Source organism: Hydrogenophaga sp. (genome assembly GCF_036675665.1).
In the GTDB taxonomy this organism is placed as follows: Bacteria; Pseudomonadota; Gammaproteobacteria; order Burkholderiales; family Burkholderiaceae_C; genus Hydrogenophaga.
In genome coordinates this window covers 13,140-33,280 of record NZ_JAKFEO010000046.1, presented here as the reverse complement: position 1 = coordinate 33,280, position 20,141 = coordinate 13,140, and the positions used below count along the sequence as shown (strand labels likewise).

Annotated in this window: 21 protein-coding genes; 12 read left to right on the top strand and 9 right to left on the bottom strand. The window is 67.6% G+C overall.

The genetic code is table 11. The features are described from left to right. On the bottom strand, positions 1-600 hold a 600-nt coding region (locus V6M63_RS17050), incomplete at its 3' end, for a rod shape-determining protein (RefSeq protein WP_332743804.1). 294 nt (positions 601-894) lie between these two features. Between V6M63_RS17050 and gatC the strand changes: the two genes are divergently transcribed. The 3 genes from gatC to gatB are packed head-to-tail and all read left to right on the top strand — an operon-like array spanning position 895 to position 4,141. Then, positions 895-1,194, top strand: coding sequence for an Asp-tRNA(Asn)/Glu-tRNA(Gln) amidotransferase subunit GatC (gene gatC, locus V6M63_RS17045; RefSeq protein WP_332743802.1), 300 nt, complete (start codon positions 895-897; stop codon positions 1,192-1,194). Further along, positions 1,191-2,681: an Asp-tRNA(Asn)/Glu-tRNA(Gln) amidotransferase subunit GatA gene (gene gatA / locus V6M63_RS17040; protein WP_332743800.1), complete on the top strand. Its 1,491-nt coding sequence runs from the start codon at positions 1,191-1,193 to the stop codon at positions 2,679-2,681. The genes gatC and gatA overlap by 4 nt, the downstream gene beginning before the upstream one ends. 2 nt (positions 2,682-2,683) lie before the next feature. Further along, positions 2,684-4,141, top strand: coding sequence for an Asp-tRNA(Asn)/Glu-tRNA(Gln) amidotransferase subunit GatB (gene gatB, locus V6M63_RS17035; RefSeq protein WP_332743798.1), 1,458 nt, complete (start codon positions 2,684-2,686; stop codon positions 4,139-4,141). 27 nt (positions 4,142-4,168) lie between these two features. Here the strand turns inward: gatB and V6M63_RS17030 are convergent, their stop codons facing one another. Both V6M63_RS17030 and pyrE read right to left on the bottom strand, forming a co-directional pair. Next, complete coding sequence (locus tag V6M63_RS17030) at positions 4,169-4,861, bottom strand: DUF4124 domain-containing protein (protein WP_332743796.1); 693 nt, start codon at positions 4,859-4,861, stop codon at positions 4,169-4,171. A 9-nt stretch (positions 4,862-4,870) separates the two neighbouring features. After that, a complete protein-coding gene (gene pyrE / locus V6M63_RS17025; RefSeq protein WP_056264659.1) occupies positions 4,871-5,587 on the bottom strand; it encodes an orotate phosphoribosyltransferase in 717 nt (238 codons plus the stop codon). A 10-nt stretch (positions 5,588-5,597) separates the two neighbouring features. Here pyrE and V6M63_RS17020 point away from each other — a divergent pair, with 10 nt between their 5' ends. Further along, positions 5,598-6,389, top strand: a complete 792-nt coding sequence (locus V6M63_RS17020; RefSeq protein ID WP_332743792.1) for an exodeoxyribonuclease III — start codon at positions 5,598-5,600, stop codon at positions 6,387-6,389. 22 nt (positions 6,390-6,411) lie between these two features. Here the strand turns inward: V6M63_RS17020 and V6M63_RS17015 are convergent, their stop codons facing one another. Together V6M63_RS17015 and V6M63_RS17010 are read right to left on the bottom strand one after the other, a co-directional pair. Then, positions 6,412-8,655 carry a xanthine dehydrogenase family protein molybdopterin-binding subunit gene (locus V6M63_RS17015; RefSeq protein ID WP_332743790.1) on the bottom strand — a complete coding sequence of 748 codons (2,244 nt, stop codon included), beginning with the start codon at positions 8,653-8,655 and terminating at the stop codon, positions 6,412-6,414. A gap of 10 nt (positions 8,656-8,665) precedes the next feature. Further along, positions 8,666-9,139 carry a (2Fe-2S)-binding protein gene (locus V6M63_RS17010; RefSeq protein ID WP_332743788.1) on the bottom strand — a complete coding sequence of 158 codons (474 nt, stop codon included), beginning with the start codon at positions 9,137-9,139 and terminating at the stop codon, positions 8,666-8,668. Positions 9,140-9,353: 214 nt separating this feature from the next. On the opposite strand from V6M63_RS17010, the gene V6M63_RS17005 reads away from it, so the two are divergent. Then, complete coding sequence (locus tag V6M63_RS17005; RefSeq protein ID WP_332743787.1) at positions 9,354-10,262, top strand: AraC family transcriptional regulator; 909 nt, start codon at positions 9,354-9,356, stop codon at positions 10,260-10,262. A 22-nt stretch (positions 10,263-10,284) separates the two neighbouring features. Here the strand turns inward: V6M63_RS17005 and V6M63_RS17000 are convergent, their stop codons facing one another. Beyond that, the gene (locus V6M63_RS17000; RefSeq protein ID WP_332743785.1) at positions 10,285-11,103 is read right to left on the bottom strand and encodes a hypothetical protein; all 819 of its coding nucleotides are present in this window, start codon (positions 11,101-11,103) and stop codon (positions 10,285-10,287) included. Between the two features lie 44 nt (positions 11,104-11,147). Between V6M63_RS17000 and V6M63_RS16995 the strand changes: the two genes are divergently transcribed. After that, on the top strand, positions 11,148-11,786 hold the full coding sequence (locus V6M63_RS16995; RefSeq protein WP_332743783.1) for an MBL fold metallo-hydrolase: 639 nt from the start codon (positions 11,148-11,150) through the stop codon (positions 11,784-11,786). 9 nt (positions 11,787-11,795) lie between these two features. Here V6M63_RS16995 and dprA read toward each other — a convergent pair whose 3' ends face one another. Next, positions 11,796-12,899 carry a DNA-processing protein DprA gene (gene dprA / locus V6M63_RS16990; RefSeq protein ID WP_332743781.1) on the bottom strand — a complete coding sequence of 368 codons (1,104 nt, stop codon included), beginning with the start codon at positions 12,897-12,899 and terminating at the stop codon, positions 11,796-11,798. Between the two features lie 5 nt (positions 12,900-12,904). Beyond that, a complete protein-coding gene (locus V6M63_RS16985; protein ID WP_332743780.1) occupies positions 12,905-14,155 on the bottom strand; it encodes a LysM peptidoglycan-binding domain-containing protein in 1,251 nt (416 codons plus the stop codon). 262 nt (positions 14,156-14,417) lie between these two features. Between V6M63_RS16985 and def the strand changes: the two genes are divergently transcribed. The 4 genes from def (at position 14,418) to V6M63_RS16965 (ending at position 17,176) form a co-directional block, all read left to right on the top strand. Beyond that, complete coding sequence (gene def / locus V6M63_RS16980) at positions 14,418-14,939, top strand: peptide deformylase (protein WP_332743778.1); 522 nt, start codon at positions 14,418-14,420, stop codon at positions 14,937-14,939. Positions 14,940-15,043: 104 nt separating this feature from the next. After that, positions 15,044-16,105 carry a methionyl-tRNA formyltransferase gene (gene fmt / locus V6M63_RS16975; protein ID WP_332743776.1) on the top strand — a complete coding sequence of 354 codons (1,062 nt, stop codon included), beginning with the start codon at positions 15,044-15,046 and terminating at the stop codon, positions 16,103-16,105. After that, positions 16,105-16,848: an AzlC family ABC transporter permease gene (locus V6M63_RS16970; RefSeq protein ID WP_332743775.1), complete on the top strand. Its 744-nt coding sequence runs from the start codon at positions 16,105-16,107 to the stop codon at positions 16,846-16,848. Before fmt ends, V6M63_RS16970 begins: the two co-directional genes overlap by 1 nt. Continuing rightward, positions 16,841-17,176 (top strand): AzlD domain-containing protein, encoded by a 336-nt coding sequence (locus V6M63_RS16965; RefSeq protein ID WP_332743773.1) that lies wholly within the window; start codon positions 16,841-16,843, stop codon positions 17,174-17,176. Before V6M63_RS16970 ends, V6M63_RS16965 begins: the two co-directional genes overlap by 8 nt. A 3-nt stretch (positions 17,177-17,179) precedes the next feature. Here V6M63_RS16965 and V6M63_RS16960 read toward each other — a convergent pair whose 3' ends face one another. After that, positions 17,180-17,932 (bottom strand): phosphatase PAP2 family protein, encoded by a 753-nt coding sequence (locus V6M63_RS16960; protein WP_332743771.1) that lies wholly within the window; start codon positions 17,930-17,932, stop codon positions 17,180-17,182. A 95-nt stretch (positions 17,933-18,027) separates the two neighbouring features. Between V6M63_RS16960 and V6M63_RS16955 the strand changes: the two genes are divergently transcribed. Continuing rightward, a complete protein-coding gene (locus V6M63_RS16955) occupies positions 18,028-18,732 on the top strand; it encodes a response regulator transcription factor (protein ID WP_332743769.1) in 705 nt (234 codons plus the stop codon). Then, positions 18,729-20,072 (top strand): sensor histidine kinase, encoded by a 1,344-nt coding sequence (locus V6M63_RS16950; protein WP_332743767.1) that lies wholly within the window; start codon positions 18,729-18,731, stop codon positions 20,070-20,072. Before V6M63_RS16955 ends, V6M63_RS16950 begins: the two co-directional genes overlap by 4 nt. Positions 20,073-20,141 lie beyond the last annotated feature (69 nt).

Genomic DNA, 20,141 nt, shown 5'->3' with positions numbered 1-20,141 from the left:
AATGATGGCTTCGTCGAAGCGGTCGCCACCCACACGCACGCTGCCCTTGTAGACCATGCCGCCCAGCGAGATCACGCCCACCTCGGTGGTGCCGCCGCCGATGTCGACCACCATCGAGCCGGATGCGTCGGACACCGGCAGGCCGGCGCCGATGGCCGCGGCCATGGGTTCTTCGATCAGGTAAACCTCGGAGGCACCAGCGCCCAGGGCCGATTCGCGGATGGCGCGGCGTTCGACCTGGGTCGAGCCGCAGGGCACGCAGATGATGATGCGCGGGCTCGGCTTGAACATCGAGCGCGGGTGCACCATCTTGATGAACTGCTTGAGCATCTGCTCGGTGACGGTGAAGTCGGCGATCACGCCGTCCTTCATGGGACGGATGGCTTCGATGTTGCCGGGCACCTTCCCCAGCATGGCCTTGGCCTCGTGGCCGACCGCCTGGATGGTCTTCTTGCCCTGGGGCCCGCCTTCGTGGCGGATCGAGACCACCGAGGGTTCATCCAGCACGATGCCCTTGTTGCGAACGTAGATGAGGGTGTTGGCGGTGCCGAGGTCGATGGCCAGGTCGGTCGAGAATTGCCGACGGAAAGCTTCAAACATGGTGGATGGATCCTGTGGAGCCGGGGCGCGGCATCGCGCGCTCCAAGCCGGAAATGAGGCCGAATGCGGGACCTGGGATGGAGCCAGAAGGTAGGCCGGACATCGGTTCTAAGTGTTTGATTCCAAGGCAAAAACCGTGGCGGCACGGGGTCTGCCGTTAAACCTTGGATAATACCGTATCCCCTGTGCATAACTGCATGCAAGCAGGCCCCATTTCTGCGATTTACACGGCGTTTCAGCGCTGATGACGGCTCTTGGGGCGCCGCAGATCCATCCTTCCGGAACCACCTCGACATGTCCCTGACCCTGTCCGATATCGGCCGCATCGCCAACCTGGCGCGCCTGGAGCTCACCGAGCCGCAGAGCGAGCGCATGCTGACCCAGCTCAATGGCTTCTTCGATACCGTGGAACAAATGAACGCGGTGGACACCACCGACGTGGAGCCACTGGCCCACCCCACCGCCGTGATCGACCACGTTTCGCTGCGCCTGCGCCCCGACGTGGCGAGCGAACCCAACAACCGTGAAGCCAACCAGAAAAGCGCCCCGGCGGTTGAGCGGGGCCTGTTCCTCGTGCCGAAGGTGATCGAATGAGCGAGATCCACACCCTGGGCGTCACCGAGCTCGCCGCCGCCATTGCCAACAAGCAGACCAGCAGCGTCGAAGCTGCGCAGCACCTGCTGGCCCGCGCGAAACAGTTCGCCTCGCTGGGCGCTTACCTCGCCTTCAACGAAGACGCCACGCTGGCCCAGGCCCGCGCGGCGGACGCGCGCATCGCCGCCGGCGAGCGCACACCGCTGCTGGGTGTGCCGCTGGCGCACAAGGACATCTTCGTCACGAAAGATTTCCCCACCACCGCTGGCTCGAAAATGCTCGCCGGTTACCAGAGCCCGTTCGACGCCACCGTGGTGGCCCATCTGGCCAAGGCCGGTGCCGTGTCGCTGGGCAAGCTCAATTGCGACGAGTTCGCCATGGGCTCGGGCAACGACAACTCCGCCTATGGGCCGGTGCACAACCCCTGGGACGCAACACGCGTGCCTGGCGGCTCGTCGGGTGGTTCGGCAGCGGCCGTGGCCGCGCGCCTGATCCCCGCGGCCACCGGCACCGACACCGGTGGCTCGATCCGCCAGCCCGCCAGCTTCACCGGCATCACCGGCATCAAGCCCACCTACGGCCGCTGCTCGCGTTACGGCATGGTGGCCTTCGCCTCCAGCCTCGACCAGGCCGGACCCATGGCGCGCAGCGCCGCCGACTGCGCCGCCCTGCTCAGCGCCATGGCCGGGCCCGACATCGACCGCGACTCCACCAGCCTGGATCACCCCGCCGAGGATTACAGCGCCGCGATCCACCGCCCGCGCGAAGGCGCCACCGCCGCCCAGCCGCTCAAGGGTCTGCGCATCGGTTTGCCCACCGAGTTTTTTGGCGCGGGCTGTGCGCCCGATGTGTTGGCCGCCGTGCGCGCCGCGCTGGTCGAAGTCGAAAAACTGGGTGCCACGCTGGTCGACATCTCGCTGCCCCGCACCGAGCTGTCCATCCCGGTCTACTACATCATTGCGCCCGCCGAGGCGTCGAGCAACCTGAGCCGTTTCGACGGCGTGAAGTTCGGCCACCGCGCGGCGAAATACGACGATCTGCTCGACATGTACAAGAAGTCGCGCAGCGAGGCCTTCGGCCCCGAGGTGCAGCGCCGCATCATGATCGGCACCTATGTGCTCAGCCACGGCTACTACGACGCTTATTACCTCAAGGCGCAGCAGATCCGTCGCCTGATCGCGCAGGACTTCCAGTCCGCGTTCGAGCACTGTGACCTCATCGCCGGCCCCGTGGCGCCCACCGTGGCGTGGAAGATCGGCGAGAAGAGCGACGACCCGCTGGCCAACTACCTGGCCGACATCTACACCCTGTCCACCAGCCTGGCCGGCCTGCCCGGCATGAGCGTACCGGCGGGCTTTGGCGCCGATGGCATGCCGGTGGGCCTGCAACTGGTGGGCAACTATTTCAAGGAAGGCGAACTGCTGCAGACGGCACACGCCTTTCAGCAGGCGACCGACTGGCACACCCGTTCGCCCTCGGGGTTTTGAACATGAGCAACACCAACAAATCCCTTCTGGTTCACGGTTACGAGGTCGTCATCGGCTTCGAGACCCACACGCAGCTCGCCACGCAATCCAAGATCTTCAGCCGCGCGCCCACGGCCTTCGGCGCCGAGCCCAACACGCAAGCCTGTGCGGTGGACCTGGCGCTGCCGGGCACGCTGCCGGTGATGAACAAGGCCGCGGTGGAGCTCGCGATCCGACTGGGTCTGGCGCTGGGCTCGCACATCGCCGAGCAGAGCGTGTTCGCGCGCAAGAACTACTTCTACCCCGACCTGCCCAAGGGCTACCAGATCAGCCAGTTCGAGATTCCGGTGGTGCAGGGGGGTGAGGTGTCGTTCTTCCTGGGCGACGAGAAGAAGACGGTTCGCCTGGTGCGAGCGCACCTGGAAGAAGACGCCGGCAAGAGCCTGCACGAAGACTTCATTGGCCAGAGCGGGATCGATCTCAACCGCGCCGGTACACCGCTGCTGGAGATCGTGACCGAGCCCGACATGCGCTCCAGCGCCGAGGCCGTGGCCTACGCGAAAGAGCTGCACAAGATCGTCACCTGGATCGGCATCTGCGACGGCAACATGCAGGAAGGCTCGTTTCGCTGCGACGCCAACGTCTCGGTGCGCAAGCCCGGCGCGGAGCTGGGCACGCGACGCGAGATCAAGAACCTCAACAGCTTCAAGTTCATGCAGCAGGCCATCGACTACGAGATCCGCTGGCAGATCGAGGAGATCGAGGACGGTCGCGCGATCCAGCAGGCCACGGTGCTGTTCGACCCAGGCACCGGCGAGACGCGCGCCATGCGCACCAAGGAAGACGCGGCCGACTACCGCTACTTTCCCGACCCGGATCTGCCACCGCTGGTGATCGGGCGTGACTGGGTGGAGCAGGTGCGCGCCGGCATGCCCGAGCTGCCACGCGCCATGGCCGAGCGCCTGGTGCGCGACTACGGCCTGCCCGAATACGACGCCACCACGCTCACGCAAAGCCCGGCGATGGCCGCCTACTTCGAGGCGGCTGCGAAGGCCTGTGGACAGGCGAAGCTGGTGAGCAACTGGATCATGGGCGAGGTCTCTCGCCGGCTGAACGCCGACGAAGGCGACATGGCCGGCGTGCCGGTGAGCGCCGCGCAACTGGCCGCGCTGATCGCGCGCATTGCCGACGGCACGATCTCCAACAACGCGGCCAAGCAGGTCTTCGACGCCTTGTGGACGGGGGACGGCAGCGACGTGGACGCTGTCATCGAAGCCAAAGGCCTCAAACAGATGAACGACACGGGCGCGCTGGAGAAGATCGTCGACGAGGTGATGGCCACCAACGCCGACAACGTGGCCCAGTTCCGCGCCGGCAAGGAAAAGGCGTTCAACGCCCTGGTGGGTCAGGTCATGAAGGCCAGCAAGGGCAAGGCCAACCCGCAGCAGGTCAACGACGTGCTGCGTCAGAAACTGCGGTGAGTTGAGCCCGCCCGCAGAGGGTGGGTGTCAGCGCTTGGTGGTGCCGGCGTTGCTGGCGGCCGAGGTGGGCGACCAGAGCTGGCGCAGTTTGGCCAGCTCTTCGTCGAAACGCTGGTTGATGCGCTGTTTCTCCTGGGCCTGCTCTTCCAGGAACCGCTTCTGCACCACCATCTGTTTCTCGCTGTCTTCGAGCTTGCGGCGCAGCCAGAACGGCGCCTTGCTCGGGTCGGCCTGGTAGAACTCCATTTCCACATCGACTTCCTTGCGCTGCTGCTTCAGCGCCACTTCGCGCTTGTTCACGGCAGCGATCACCTCATCGATCTGGGCCAGGGCTTCGGCGCGCTCCTTGTCGTGCACCCCCTGATTCGGGTAGCGGATCAGCAGGGCGCGCTCGCGGCGTTTCTCCTCGGCTGCGCGGGCCTTGATCTCGTTCTCCGCGCGTCGCTTGTCCTCGATCCTGGCGCGCTCGTCGGCGGTGTAGCTCGGAGGCACCACCTGGCGCACGATGCCTGTCTTGCCCAACTGCTGTTGCTCACGGTCCAGGCATTCCACGATTGGACGGTCCGAGGTGATGCGCCGGCCCTTGCCGTCGATGCAGGTGTAGATGCCCTGTGCCTGCGCGCTGGCCATGGCCCACAGGACCGCGCCCATCACCATGGCGCACGCGTTCCAGCGCGCCGCGCGTGGCCAGGAGAGGATGGGGGGTCGGGCGATGTTCATGGTTTGGGGTCAGTTCACGCCGTAGCGCAGGCGGTAGGCCTGCACCCGCTGGCGGTGCGCGTCGAGCTCCCCCCCGGTGTGAACGCTCAGATACTGCAGCAAATCCGCCAGGGTGGCAATTGCGCAAACCTGCAGGCCGAGCTGTTGCTGCACATATTGCACGGCACTGTGATCCACGTCGCGAACGGTGCCGTCCGGCCCGACCTCGGTTGCCTTTTCCTGCCGGTCCAGCGCAATGGTCACGGCGTGGGGCGTGGCGCCAGCGGCGCGGATCAGCGCGATCGACTCGCGCGCTGCGGTGCCGGCCGACATCACGTCGTCGATGATCAGCACGCGGCCCTTGAGCGGTGCGCCGACCAGCGAGCCGCCTTCGCCGTGGTCCTTGGCTTCCTTGCGGTTGTAGGCAAAGGGCACGTTGAGGCCCAGGCGCGCGAGCTCGATGGCCAGCGCCGCGCCCAGCGGAATGCCCTTGTAGGCCGGGCCGAAGATCATGTCGAATTCGACGCCGCTGGCGATCAGGGCCTTTGCATAGAATTGCGCGAGTCGCCCAAGCTTGGCGCCATCGTCGAACAGACCGGCATTGAAGAAGTACGGCGAGAGCCGGCCTGCCTTGGTCTTGAATTCGCCGAAGCGCAGCACGCCAGCGTCCACACAGAATTGCACGAATTCCTGCGCGAGCGCAGCGTCCGGTGCGCCCGCAGGGGCCGCGCCTGTATCCAACACCATGGGGGTTTCCTTGTTCAAACTGACCAGCCTCAACCTCAACGGCATCCGCTCCGCCACCACCAAGGGGCTGGAGAAATGGCTGGCCGCGCACCAGCCGGATTGTATTTGTGTGCAGGAGGTCAAGGCGCAGGAGCTTGATGTCAGCGGGCGCTTCGAGCATCTCGCCGGTCTGCGGGGCCATTTCCACTTCGCCCAGAAAAAGGGCTACTCGGGCGTGGGTGTGTACTCCCGCCATGAACCCAGCGACGTGATCACGGGCTTTCGCTCGCCCGAGTTCGATGCCGAGGGCCGCTACACCGAACTGCGTTTCGACACGCCCCGGCGCAAGCTCTCGTTGATCAGCGCCTACTTTCCCAGCGGCTCCTCAGGCCCCGAGCGCCAGGAGGCCAAGTACCGATTTCTTGCGCAGTTTCATCCACACCTGCAGGCGCTGAAGGGCGAGCGCGAATTCATCCTGTGTGGCGACGTGAACATCGCCCACCAGCAGGCCGACCTGAAGAACTGGCGCAGCAACCAGAAGAACAGCGGCTTTCTGCCCGAAGAGCGCGCCTGGATGACGACGCTGCTCACCGACGGCGGCCTGGTCGACGTCTACCGCCGCCTGCAGCCCGACACCACCGACACCTGCTACACGTGGTGGAGCAACCGGGGCCAGGCCTACGCGAACAACGTGGGGTGGCGACTGGACTACCACCTGGCCACACCGGCCCTGGCCGCGCTGGCGCGCAGCGAACACATCTACAAGGACGTGAAGTTCTCCGACCACGCGCCGATCACGATCGAGTACGACCTGAGCCTGTGAGAAGCGGTGAGTTTCGGCGGCCTCAGGCGAGCTTGAACGGCAGCTCGCGCAGCGGCTTGCCGGTGAGTTGCGCGATGGCGTTGGCGAACGCGGGTGCCAGCGGCGGCAGACCGGGTTCGCCGATGCCGGTGGGCGGGTCGGCGCTGGGCACCACGTGCACGTTGATCTCGGGCATGTCGGTGATGCGCGCCACGGTGAAGTCGCCGAAGTTGCTCTGCTCGACCACGCCGTCCTTCAGCGTGATGGCCGAACCCGGCAGGCACATGGACAGGCCCATGACCGCCGCGCCCTGCACCTGCGTTTCCACGCTCTTGGGGTTGATCGCCAGGTTGCAGTGCACGCCGGCGGTGGCACGGTGCAACACGGGGCTGCCGTCTTTCACCGAGGCTTCCACCACGTAGGCCACGACGGAGTTGAACGACTCGTGCACCGCCACGCCCCAGGCGCGACCGGCGGGCAACTGCTTCTTGCCGTAGCCGCTCTTGTCCACGGCGAGCTGCAGCGCGGCGCGGTGGCGCGGGTGCTTGTCGCCAAACAGGCGCATGCGGTAGGCCACCGGGTCCTGTTTTGTGTCGCGCGCGATGTCATCGAGCAGGGTTTCCATGACGAAGGCGGTGTGGGTGGAGCCCACGCTGCGCCACCACAGCACCGGCACGTTGACCTTGGGGTGGTGCACCGTCAGGCGCATGGGCAGCCCGTAGGGTTCACGCATGCCTTCGGTGGCCGTGGCGTCGATGCCGTTCTTGACCATGCCGCCTTCGAAAAAGGTGCCCGACACGATCGACTGGCCCACCAGCACGTGGTCCCAGGCCAGCACATTGCCGCGCTCGTCAAAGCCGATGCGCGCGGTGTGCAGGTGCATGGGGCGGTAGTAGCCGCCCTTGATGTCGTCCTCGCGGCTCCAGACCATGCGCACCGGGGCGTTCAGGCCGGCGGCGCGCGCGGCCTTGGCGATCTCGCAGGCCTCGACCACGTAGTCGCTGCTGGGCAGACCGCGCCGGCCAAAGCCGCCGCCGGCCATCTGCACGTTCATCGTCACCTGCTCGGGCTTGAGACCGAGCACGCGCGCGGCGGCTGCGGCATCCACCCCCGGGAACTGGGTGCCGACCCACAGCTCGGCGCGGCCGTCGGACAACTGCACCGTGCAGTTGAGCGGTTCCATGGGCGCGTGGGCCAGGTAAGGGAAGACGAACTCGGCTTCGATCTGGCGCGGTGCGCTGGCCAGCGGGGCCATGTCGGCGTCGAACGCGCGTGGGCCGGGCTGTTTGGCCAGTTCGCGGTACTGCACCAGCTGGCGCGCACTGTCCACCTTCTCCACCGCCGAGTCGTCCCAGGTCAGCTTGAGCGCATCGCGCCCTTGCTTGGCGGGCCAGTAGCCGTCGGCGATCACGGCCACGCCTTCGGCGCCGCGGTCCAGCGGCACGCGCAGCACGGCCTTCACACCTTTGATGGCACGCGCCGCGCTGTCGTCGACCGCCTTCAGTTTCGAGCCGAACACCGGCGGGTGGGCCACCAGCGCGGTGAGCTGACCCGGGCGGCGCACGTCGATGCCGAAGTCCTGCTGCCCGCTGCTCTTGGCGCGAGCGTCCAGGCGCGGCGTGGGTTTGCCGATGATGCGGAAACGTTTGGGATCTTTCAGCACGACCTTCTCGGGCACCGGCAGGGCCATGGCGGCCTGGGCCAGTTCGCCGTAGCCGGCCTTGCGCCCGCCGGGGCCGATCACGGTGCCGGCCTGGGTGCGCAGGGTGGACACGTCCACGTTCCAGCGCGTGGCCGCCGCCGACAGCAGCATCGCGCGGGCGCGCGCGCCCAGCTCGCGGTACTGCGTGTAGCTGTGCTTGATGGCGGTGGAGCCACCGGTGAGGTGGATGCCGTACAGCGGGTCGGCGTAGGCGGCGTCGGCGGTGCCATGCTGGCTGCGCACCTTGCTCCAGTCGGCGTCCAGCTCCTCGGCCAGGATCATGGGCAGGCCGGTCTGCACGCCCTGGCCGAATTCGAGCCGGTTGATGGTGACCGTGACCCAGCCGTCGGGCGCGATCTGCACGAAAGCCAGCGGTTGTTCGGTCGGCTTGAGGCCTGCAGCGGGCTGGCCGTTGGACTGCGCCATGGCCAGATGCGGGAAGGCGCCCAGCGCAAAACCGCCGGCGCCCACCACCTTGAGGAAGCTGCGGCGCGGCAACATGGTGGGCTCAATGGCCCGGTCGCGCTCCAGCATGTGTTGCAGGGCGCGTGGCAGTTCCACGGGATGGATGTGGTTGTTGAGCATGGTGTGTCCTTCAGGCAATGGCTTTGGCGGCGTCGGTCACGGCGGCGCGGATGCGGGCATAGGTGCCACAGCGGCAGACGTTGCCGGCCATGGCCGAGTCGATCTCGGCGGCGGTGGGCTGTTTGCCCTTGGGCAGTGACTTCAAGAACGCGGTCGCGCTCATGATCTGGCCGCTCTGGCAATAGCCGCACTGCGCCACGTCGTGCAGCACCCAGGCCTTGTGCACGGCGGTGCCGACACGGTCGTTGCCACCGGTGGTGGCTTCAATGGTGGTGATCTGCTTGCCATCGGCGGCCGAGATGGGCGTGATGCAGGAACGGATGGCCTGGCCATCCATGTGCACCGTGCAGGCGCCACACAGCGCCGCGCCGCAACCGAATTTGGTGCCGGTCATGCCCAGCGTGTCGCGCAGGGCCCAGAGAATGGGCGTGCCGGGGTCGGCGTCGACCGTGTGGGTTTTGCCGTTGACGTTGAGTGTGCTCATGGGTTTGTTCTCCGTGGGGGCGTGAATCTGCCGGGAATCTGCGTTGAAAGTGTCGATGCACGGCGTCGAACGCGTTTGCCGTTTTCAATGCTTGTTTTGCCTTTTTCGATGATCTTCAGTTGGCAGGGGCTTGATCTTTCTGGTCGGGTAGTACAGTCCTCGCTGGTGATTTCCAGTTCATCTGAACGTCAATCACTCACCCAGTCCAATCACCATGCTCATTCAAACCCTGGCCAACGATATCGGCCGGATTGCCGGAATCGATGGCGACCACCCAACCGCCATCCCGCAGCTCTCGCTGCACCGACGCAGCGTCAAGACCGCGCCCATGCCTTGCATCTACGGCCTGGGGTTGGCGGTGGTTGCGCAGGGCGGCAAGCGGGTGACCGTGGGCGAGCACGTGCTGGACTACGGCGCGGGCCAGTCGCTGCTGATCACCGCAGACCTGCCCGTGGTGGCGCACGTCACCCGGGCCGACCTCGCCCAGCCGTTTGTGTGCATGTTCCTCACACTGGATGCGCGGACCTTGATGCAGCAGGCCGCCGCGATGGACCTGCCGCCCGTGCCCCGCGAGGAGGCGCCACGGGCCATCTCGCTGACCGCGCTGGACGCGTCGCTGCTCGACGCGGCGAGCCGCCTCGTACGGCTGCTGGACGAACCTGCGCTCGTCAACACCCTGGCGCCCCTGATCCAGCAGGAGATCATGGTGCGGCTGCTGTCCGGCCCGCACGGACCGTACCTGCGCCAGCTCGTGTCGGCGGGCTCTCCCAGCCACCAGATCGCCCATGCCATGGCCTGGCTCACGCAGAACTTCGTGCAGGACGTGCTGATGGACGAACTCGCTGCCCGCGTGCACATGAGCCCGTCGACCTTCCGGCTGCACTTTCGCCATTTCACCGGCATGAGCCCGCTGCAGTACCAGAAGCAGTTGCGGCTGCAGCAGGCGCGCCACCTCATGCTCCATCAGGCGCTGGACGCTGGCAGCACCGCGGCGCGTGTGGGCTACGAGAGTGCCTCGCAGTTCAGCCGCGACTACAGCCGCCTGTTTGGCGCGCCGCCCCAGCGCGACATCAAGCGCATGCGGCACCAGCCCGCCGAAGGCGTCGGCGCGTCATCGTTCTGACCAACACCATTCCGTGTCGCCCCTAGGCGCCGGGAACGCACACCATCGCGATGCTGACCCAGGCTCCGAAGCTGAAGTAGGGCGTCAGCCAGAGCGCATCGGCCCTCCACGCGGCCCAGCTGCCGCTGCACACGCGGCGGTGCCAGGCGTCGCGCGCGCCCTGGTCGAGGCGCATGTAGGCCTGTCCACGTGCGCGCCCGTGCCGGTACCGGCGCCAGTACATCGGCGCGTCCACGCCCAGGACATAGGCAACGAAGGCCATCGAGCAGAGAAATCCGAAGATCGCCAACGAGTTGACCCACCCACTGCTGTCCAGAGCGATGACGCCCAGCAGGGCCGCCATCCAGGAAAAACCGGCTGCCCAGAGCATGGACTCGACGGCCTGGGTGATGTGATTCAGCGTCAGCACGCTGTGCCAGCAGAAACCCTGTGCCACCACCATGAACACCGGGATCGCCCAGGCGGCCCTTTGCACCCACGGCATGCCGGCATGCGCGCCGAGCTGGTGGACCAGCAGCCCCAGTTGCATCGCGAAGCAGATCTCGGCCACCGTGGCCGCGGCGCGGCCCAGGAAGATGCTGGACAGGCGCGTGTCCACCACCACGAGCCGCTCGAGGTCCACCCGGGGCAGCACCGAGCGGTAGGCGCACACCAGCACGTAGACGCCAGACAGCGTGAGCTGCAGACCCCCGTGTACACCGCTGACAGGCCCGAAGTGCCACACGGCCAGCCACAGGCACACATTCAACGCGGCCAGCACGCACAGTGCCCGCCACCACGACAGGACGTTCGCATCGGCTCCAGCGAGTCCCAGCGCGATACTGTGGAGAAATGAGGGCATCAGGCTTTTCTTTCAATCTTTGTTGGCAACCCACACACCTTCCCATGCTGCGCTATTTCACCGTCCCCGTCACTGCCTTCGCCCAGAACTGCTCCATCGTCTGGTGCGATGAAACCAGGGACGCGGCCGTCATCGACCCCGGGGGCGACCTGGACCGGCTGCTGGCCGAAGTGAAACGCCTGGGTGTGAACCTGAAGGCCATCTGGCTCACGCATGCGCACATCGACCACGCGGGCGGCACGGCCGATCTGGCCGAACAGCTGAGCCTGCCCATCATCGGTCCGCACCCGGGCGACCAGTTCTGGATCACCGGTCTGCCGCAGCAAGGCGCCATGTTCGGCTTTCCGCCCGCGCGCGCGTTCACGCCCACGCGCTGGCTGGCCGATGGCGACACCGTGCAGATCGGCCGCTGCGTCCTGCAGGTGCGCCATTGCCCGGGCCACACACCGGGGCACGTGGTGTTTCACTCGGCCGAGGCCAAGCGCGCTTTTGTGGGCGACGTGCTGTTTGCCGGCAGCATCGGGCGCACCGATTTCCCGCAGGGCAACCACGCACAGCTGATCAGCAGCATCCGGGAGCGGCTGTGGCCGATGGGGGACGAAACGGTGTTCATCCCGGGCCATGGACCGGAGAGCAGCTTCGGCGCGGAGCGTCGGCACAACCCGCACGTGCGGGACACCTGAAAGCAGCGCTCAGGCCTGGCCCTGGCGCTGGAACAGGCCACCGGCCAAGCGCCCGACGAGGCCGTCGAGCTCCAGTTCGAGCAGGCGGGCCTGCAGGTGCGCGGTGTCCAGCCCGGTGCGGGCTTGCAGCGCGTCCAGGCTGACCGGGTCGAAACCCATCGCGTCGAGCAGGCTGTCGGGTCCGTCGCCTTCATCGGCGTCGGCCGGCGTTGCAGACAGATCGCGTGGACCGACCATGCGCAGGTCTTCGAGGATGTCCTGCGCCGACTCGACCAGCTTGGCGCCCTGGCGGATGAGCGCGTGGCAGCCACGCGACTGCGGTGCGTGAATGGAGCCGGGAATGGCAAACACCTCGCGCCCCTGCTCGGCCGCCAGGCGGGCGGTGATCAATGAGCCCGACTGCAGCGCGGCCTCCACCACCAGCGTGCCCTGCGACAGGCCGGCGATCAGGCGGTTGCGTTGCGGAAAGTTGGCCTGAAGCGGGGGTGTGCCCAGCGGGTACTCGCTCACGATGGCGCCGTGTGCGGCAATGCGGTGGGCCAGCGACAGGTGGCGCCTGGGGTAGACGCGGTCCAGCCCGGTGCCCACCACGGCGATGGTGGGTGCGCCGCCTTCGAGCGCGCCCGTGTGGGCCGCGCCGTCCACACCCAGCGCCAGGCCAGAGACCACGCACACGCCGGCCTGGCCAAGAGCGCGTGCAAACTGGTGCGCGTTGGCTTCGCCCTGGGGCGTGGGGTTGCGGCTGCCGACCATGGCCAGGCGCCGCGGATGCGCCAGCACCTCCAGATCGCCCATCACGTACAGCAGCACGGGCGGGTCGGCCATCTGGAGCAGATCGCTGGGGAAGCGCGGGTCGGCCAGTGTCAACACGTGGCGGTTGGCACCCTCGGCCAGCCAGGCCAGCACCTGCTTCACCTGGGCATCGAGTGCGTCGGGGGCTTGTTGCAGCGCATGGGCGGTCTTGGGCCCCACCACGGTCTGCAGGGCGTCAAGCGATTGTGCGAAAACGGCCTCGGGGAGGCCGAAGGCGGCCAGCAGCTTGCGGGCCGTTTCCTTGCCCACGCCAGGCGTGAGCAGCAGCCGCAGCCAGGCGGCCAACTCCTGCCGCTGCATCGCCTTTATGGGTTGACGAAGCGGTCGCCGACCTTGACGCGGTCGCTGATCTGCAGCACCAGGGCGTAGGACACCTTGTCAAACGTGCGGAAGACGATCATGAGACCGTTGCGCTCGCCGGGCAGGCGCAACTGGGGGCGCGACGTGTCCGTGGTGTCGGTGACGAGGTCGCTCTCGCGCTGCAGCGCCAGCACATGGCCGCGCTCCATCCCGTGGTCCTTGCCGCGGTTGATGGTGACCACCTGGTTCTGGCCAGCGAAGTTCACCGCGTTGCCGTACACCGAGACGATCTGTCCGGTGTGGGTGCTCTGGGGGGCGCGCGGCACGAAGTTGGTCAGCTCGCGCGGTGGCTCGGGCAGCAGCCGGTCGCCGACGCGCATTTCTTCCTTGGCGGCCACGATGTCGATGGCGGCGGGCACCACTTCGATCACGGCCTGGCCCTTGGGACCGGTGCCGGGACGGGTGGTTTCGCCACTGACCACGCTGGCCTTGCCGACGTACTGCGCCTCATAGCCCAGGATCTCGTTGGTCGTGGGGTCGCGCAGCGGCGTGGCGTTGCGGAACACGCGGTATTGGGTGGAGCGGCCATCGATCACCGCCAGCGGCTCGGACTCCGGGCCCTCGGTGTACTGCGCACGGGCGTAGGCCCGATCACCGCGGCTGAGCATCACGCGGTTTTCCTGCGTGGCGACGATGCGTGGCGCCCGGGAGAACGTGGCTTCGTCGACGATCAGGGGCTCGGTCAGGAATGCTTCGATGGCCTGCAGGTTGACCGGCGGGATGGCCGAATCGCCCAGGCTGTCATAACGGGTGCGCGGCGAGACGCGCACGGTCTCGGTGTCACCGCTGCCGGGTTGGCGCGTGGTGAGGCGGGCGCGGCCGTTGGACTTGTCCAGGAAGAGCACCTGCCCGGGGTAGATGCGGTGTGGGTTCTGGATGTCCTCGAGGTTCATGCCCCAGAGCTCGGGCCAGCGCCATGGTGTCTTGAGGAAGATGCCGGACACCGCCCACAGGGTGTCGCCGCGCTTGATGGTGTAGCTGTCGGGCGCGTTGGGTGCGAGTTCGGACAGCGGCACGCCGGTCTGGGCCACCTGGTTGGCGGTGGCGCGCTGGCCGGGTGTGATGGGGAAGTTCTGTGCCGACACGGTGCCTGCGAAGGCAGCAGCGAACAGGGCAACGGCGCAAACCGCGGGCCTGAGATGGCTGGTGGGGCGCGTTTGATGGACGTTGGCAGGCAAGCGGTTCTTCAATGGCATGTGGTGGCCCCTGGGGCGGCGATGGCCGGTGGTCAGCGGGAGTTTCCCACTGCCCTCCGGTGGCGCTCGTGTCTTGACAAATCGCATTTGATTTTGCGCCCAAGCCATTGATTAGGCAATGTTTATGGCAGGGGGCTTTCACGCGTCGTGGCAAAAGTGGCGAAAATGTCGACACCGCATTCCGCTCATCCCCAGCTTGCCGCCAGCCGTCGCCCGGGTACAGTGGGCGGCTCCTTTCCAGCCCTCGATTGACCCGTTTTTCATGAACTCGCCGACCCTGCTGCCCATCCTTTGTTATCCCGATCCGCGACTGCATACCGTGGCCCGCCCGGTCAAGGCGGTGGACGATCGCATCCGCTCGCTGAGCCAGCAGATGCTGGACACCATGTACGACGCCCACGGCATTGGCCTGGCCGCCACGCAGGTGGATGTGCACGAACGCCTGATCGTGATCGACGTGAGCGAAACGCGCGACCAGCCCCTGGTGCTGATCAACCCGGTGCTCGAATGGGCCAGTCCCGAGACGCGCAAGGGCGAAGAGGGCTGCCTGTCGGTGCCGGGCATCTACGACGGCGTGGAACGCTCGCTGGCCGTGCGCGTGCGCGCCCAGGACCTGGATGGCGTCGATCGCACGATCGAAGCCGACGGCATGCTGGCCGTGTGCATCCAGCACGAGATGGACCACTTGCTGGGCAAGGTGTTCGTCGAATACCTCTCTCCGCTCAAGCGCACGCGCATCAAGTCCAAGATGGTCAAGGCCCAGCGGGAGGCGATGAAGGCATGAAGGTATGCGACCAGCCGCATGGCGACGACGCTGCCGACGCCACCCAACCCTGACACCGGTCGGTTCGCGGGTTCGCACTCCGCCCGACCTCAGCTCTTTCAGTCATGAAACTCATCTTTGCCGGCACGCCGGAATTTGCCAGCGTGGCCCTGGCCCGCTTGCTGGCCGCCGGTTTCCGGGTGCCGCTGGTGCTCACCCAGCCCGATCGTCCCGCGGGCCGCGGCATGAAGCTGCACGCGTCCCCGGTGAAGCAACTGGCGCTGGAGCACCACATCACCGTGGCGCAGCCGCGCAGCTTGCGGCTGGACGGCAAGTACCCCGACGACGCTGCCGCCGCGCGCGAAGCCATTGAAGCTGCGCAAGCCGATGTGATGGTGGTGGCGGCGTACGGCTTGATCCTGCCGCAGTGGGTGCTGGATGCCATGAGCACCGCCGGGCCGCCCCAAGGTGCTCAAGCCCCCCTGGGGGGCAGCGCACCACGCGCAGCGGGAAGCGTGGGGGCCAGGGGTTTGGGGTGTCTCAACATCCACGCATCCTTGTTGCCACGCTGGCGAGGCGCAGCCCCCATCCACCGCGCCATCGAAGCCGGCGACACCGAAACCGGCGTGACCATCATGCAGATGGACGCCGGCCTGGACACGGGCGACATGCTGCTGGTGGAGCGCCTGCCGATCCGCAGCATGGAGACCACCGGCAGCCTGCACGACCGCCTTGCCGTGCTCGGCGGGCGTCTGATCGTCGAGGCGCTGGAGATCGCGGCCTGCGGCGGGCTGACCGGGCAGAAGCAACCCGCCGAGGGCGTGACCTACGCGCACAAGATCGACAAGGCGGAGGCCGCGATCGACTGGACCGCCAGCGCCGACACCCTCGCGCGGCGGGTGCGTGCCTTCAATCCCTTCCCCGGTGCGGCCACCGCGTTGGCCGGCGAGGCCATCAAGGTGTGGGCGGCCCATGCCGAGGACACGGCATCGGGTGGCGAGCCCGGTGAGGTGCTGGCGGCCGACGCCGACGGCATTCGCGTGGCCACCGGCGCCGGCGTGCTGGTGCTCACCGAGCTGCAGCGCGCGGGCGGCAAGCGCCTGGCGGTGGCGGATTTTCTGCGTGGCTTCCCGCTGGCGCGCGGGCAGGTGCTGGATGCAGCGCCTTCGACGAAAGCGGGGGCCTGATGTTCCATCGCCGTGTCTACCGAGAGCGCCCCGAGTATTGGGAGGGCGCGCGCGACCAGGTGTCGGTGGCCATGGGCATCGGCGCCTGGGGCCTGATGACCGGCGTGGCCATGGTGCAGTCGGGCCTGTCGCCGCTGGAGGCCGTGCTCATGACGCTCATCGTCTATGCCGGCAGCGCCCAGCTGGCCGCCGTGCCCATGATCGCCGCCGGTGCGCCGCTGTGGGTGATCCTGGCGGCGGCCTTCTGCGTGAATCTGCGCTTCGTCGTGTTCTCCGCCCACCTGCGGCCCTACCTGATGCACCTGCCACGCTGGGAACGCCTGGTCCGCGGCTACATCACCGGCGACCTGAGCTACGTGTTTTTTGCGCGCCGTTTTCCGCACCCGGGCACCACGCTCGACGAGCTGGAGCGTCAGCAGGCCTACCTCATGGGCAACTGCGCGGTGAACTACGTGGCCTGGATGGGCGCCAGCCTGGTCGGCATTGCGTTGACCAACGTGATTCCCCTGGCATGGGGCCTGGGCTTCGCGGGCATTCTGGCGCTGTTGGGCGTGTTGTGCTCACTGGCCTCGTCGAAGCTTCGCATGGTCTCGGCGGGCGTGGCCGGTGCTGCGGCCGTGGCGGCCTGGGCGTTGCCACTCAAGCTCAACATCCTGGTGGCGATCGCCAGCGCGGTGGCGATCTGCCTGGTGCTTGAAAAACTCAGGCCTCCAGTGCCGGGACAGGGGGCGCACCATGTTTGATGTTGATCCCTGGACGCTGCTCACCATCGTGCTGCTGGGCTGCATCACCGTGATCACGCGCGGCTTCTTCTTCATTTCCAGCAAGCCCTGGAGCCTGCCGCGCTGGGCGCAGCGCGGCCTGCAGTACGCGCCGATCGCGGCGCTGGCGGCGGTGGTCATTCCGGAGATCGTCATGAGCCAGGGGGCGCTCATTGCCAGCTGGAAAGACGCACGGCTGTTTGCCGCGGCCGCCGGCATGGCGTGGTTCTTCTGGAAGCGCGGCGTGCTCGGCACCATCGTCTGCGGCATGGCGGTGTACCTGCCGCTGCGGCTGGTGGCCGGCTGGTGAGACTCAGGCGGCCGCCCGCCGGGGTCGCATCAGGCGCCAGAGCGCCAGCGACACGCCGCCACAGATCACCATCGTCCACAGGGTGTGGCTGGGGTAGTGGGCGCCACGCGCGGTCTGTACCGCACCGGCCAGCGCGCCGGCCACCAGCACCCCGGTGAGCCAGCGCAGGCCCACCGCGCGGCGGCGCGGCGTGCCCGCCGGCGGCAGCAGCCAGGGCAGGCTGAGCGCCAGAAAGGCGAACGCGCTCGAGGCGTGGCCACCGGGAAAGCAGCGCCCGGTGCCGCCGTCGGTCAGGCCCCAGGTCCAGTGCGACACGTAGACCGCGGAGCCGCCGAAGACCTGCAGGTCCCAGGGGCAACTGGTCTGGCTGGTGTTCTTGATCAGGTTGACCGCGGCCAGCGACAGCGTCACGGACAGCAGCACCGCGAGGCGCTCGCGCCGTGGCAGGGCGAGAGCCACCAGCCGGGGCTGGTTCCAGCGCGTGGGCCACAGCGTCCAGAGCGCGATCAACAGGAAAAAGCCCGTGGCGGCCTGGCGCACGCCCTCGTGCAGCACGCGCTCCAGCACCCAGCTGTGTTGCAAGGCAAAACCTTGCGGCGTGCCGAACTGCTGCATGAACGCCAGGTCCAGCCCGCTCAGGTCCCACAGGCCGGTGAGCAACAACGCACCCAACCACCAGGCCGAGGCGTTCGAGGCCAGCGGCGGGGTGTCAACGGCGGTGCTGAAGGTCGCTGCAGCGCAGGGCGAATCGTGCATGACCGCAGTGTCAGGCGCCTGGGTTAAGTGCGGCTTAAGCGGCAAACTCATAATGGCGCGTTCCCCAACCAACGGACCCAAGGTCCGATCCGTCAATGCGCGCACTCGTGGTGGAAGACGATCCCGGCATCGCCAATGGTCTGCAGGCCTCGCTCAGGCAGGCGGGCTATGCGGTGGACCTGTGCGGCACGCTCGACGCAGCGTGGCACGCGCTGTCGGTGGAGCCCTTCGACGTGCTGATCCTCGACCTGGGCTTGCCCGATGGCGATGGCCTGGACCTGCTGGCCCGGCTGCGCCGCCAGGCGGCTCCAGTGGCCGGCCGCGCAACGATGCCCCGCAACGACCTGCCGGTGCTGATCATGACGGCACGCGATGGTGTGAGCGACCGCGTCAGCGGTCTGGACAGCGGTGCCGACGACTACATCGTCAAACCTTTCGACGCCAACGAGTTGCTGGCCCGGCTGCGCGCCATGCTGCGCCGCGCGGTGGGGCGCAGCAGCCCGGTGATCGCATATGGGGATCTGGTGGTGGACCCGGCGACCCACACGGTGCTGCGCGCCGGTGAGGCGGTGCCGCTGGGCGGCAAGGAGTTCGCGCTGTTGATGACGCTGCTGCAGGCGCGCCCGCAGGTGCTGTCCAAGTCGCGGCTGGAGTCGTCGTTGTACGGCTTCGGTGAAGCGCTGGACAGCAACGCGATCGAGGTGCACATCCACCACCTGCGCCGCAAGCTCGGCGAATCGCTCATCAAGACCGTGCGCGGTGTCGGTTACTTCGTGCCGCAACAGGACCCTCCCGCATGACGGGCCGGCCAGTGCCTGTGCGCCTGCCCACGCTGTGGCGCTACCTGTGGAGCTGGGTGGTGGGCGCCCTGCTGGTGGTGTGGACCACGCTGCTGATCGTGGCCTGGTACACCGGGCATCACGAGGCCGGGGAGATCACCGACGGACAGCTGGAGGCGGTGGCGCGGCTGTGGATGTCGGTGGAGCCCGACAAGACCTTGTCCATCCCCGAGCCGATCTCGTCAAGCCGCACGCGCGCCTATGTGCAGGACGTCGCCGTGCTGCACTGGGTCGATGGTCAGCTGTTCACCGACACCCACAGCCTGGCCAACAGCCTCGGCCTGACCCAGCCACCCGCAGCGGGTTTCACCAACCGGGTGCAGTCCACCAGCAGTGGGGACGTGCGATGGCGCGTGTATGCCGCCGCGGGCCAGGGCGATCACGCGGCCGATGTTGTTGCCGTGTTGATGGACATGGACCACCGTGTCGACCTGGGCCGCGACATGGCGCTCAAGCTCGCGCGCCCGGCGCTGCTGGTGCTGCCGCTGGTGGCCTTGTTGCTGTGGTGGGCGCTGCGCCGGGGCCTGAGTCCGCTGGTGCGCTTGTCGCGCGACGTGGCGGCGCTCGATGGCCTGGGTGGTCAGCGCCTGGACACGGCGCACCGCTTCCACGAGTTCTCCAGCACCGTGCATGCCATCAACACGCTGGTGGAATCGTTGCAGACGCAGGCCCGGCGCGAACGGGAATTCGCGTCGGACGTGGCGCACGAGTTGCGCACGCCGCTGGCGGCGCTGTCGCTGCAGGCCAGCGCGGCGCAGCGCGAACCCACACCCGAGCGGCTGGCGCAGCTGGAGGCTTCGGCGCTGCGGGCCGGCCACATCCTCTCGCAGCTGCTGGAGCTCGCGCGCGCGCAGCGCGACGGCTCGGGCCGTGAGGCCTGGAAGGACGTGTCGGTGGGCTATGTTGCGGCCGGTTTGATCGCCTCGCACGCACAGGAAAGCTTCGAGCGCGGCCACGAGTTGTCGCTGGAGCAGCCTGACATTCCGGTGATCCTGCATGTGCAGCCCACGCTGCTGGAGCTGGCCTTGCGCAACCTGATCGAAAACGCCTTGCGCCACACCCCCGCGGGCACGCAGGTGGTGGTGGAGGTCTGGCAGACCGAAGGCGAAGCGGGCGTGTCGGTCAGCGACGACGGCCAGCGCGCCGACGCGCCGTCTTCCGCCCAGGCGCAGGTGCCGCAGGGGCTGGGCCTGGGGCTGCGTCTGGTGGAGCGCATCGCCGAACAGCTGGGCGCCACGCTGCAGCGCGACACCGGAGAGGCGCCCATGACGACCCGCTTCAGCCTGCGGTGGCCGCGCTGATGGCCATAAGGTTGACTTAACCCGCGAACGCGACGCTTCGCAGGTCGGCATGTGCCGGCCCCGAGGTTT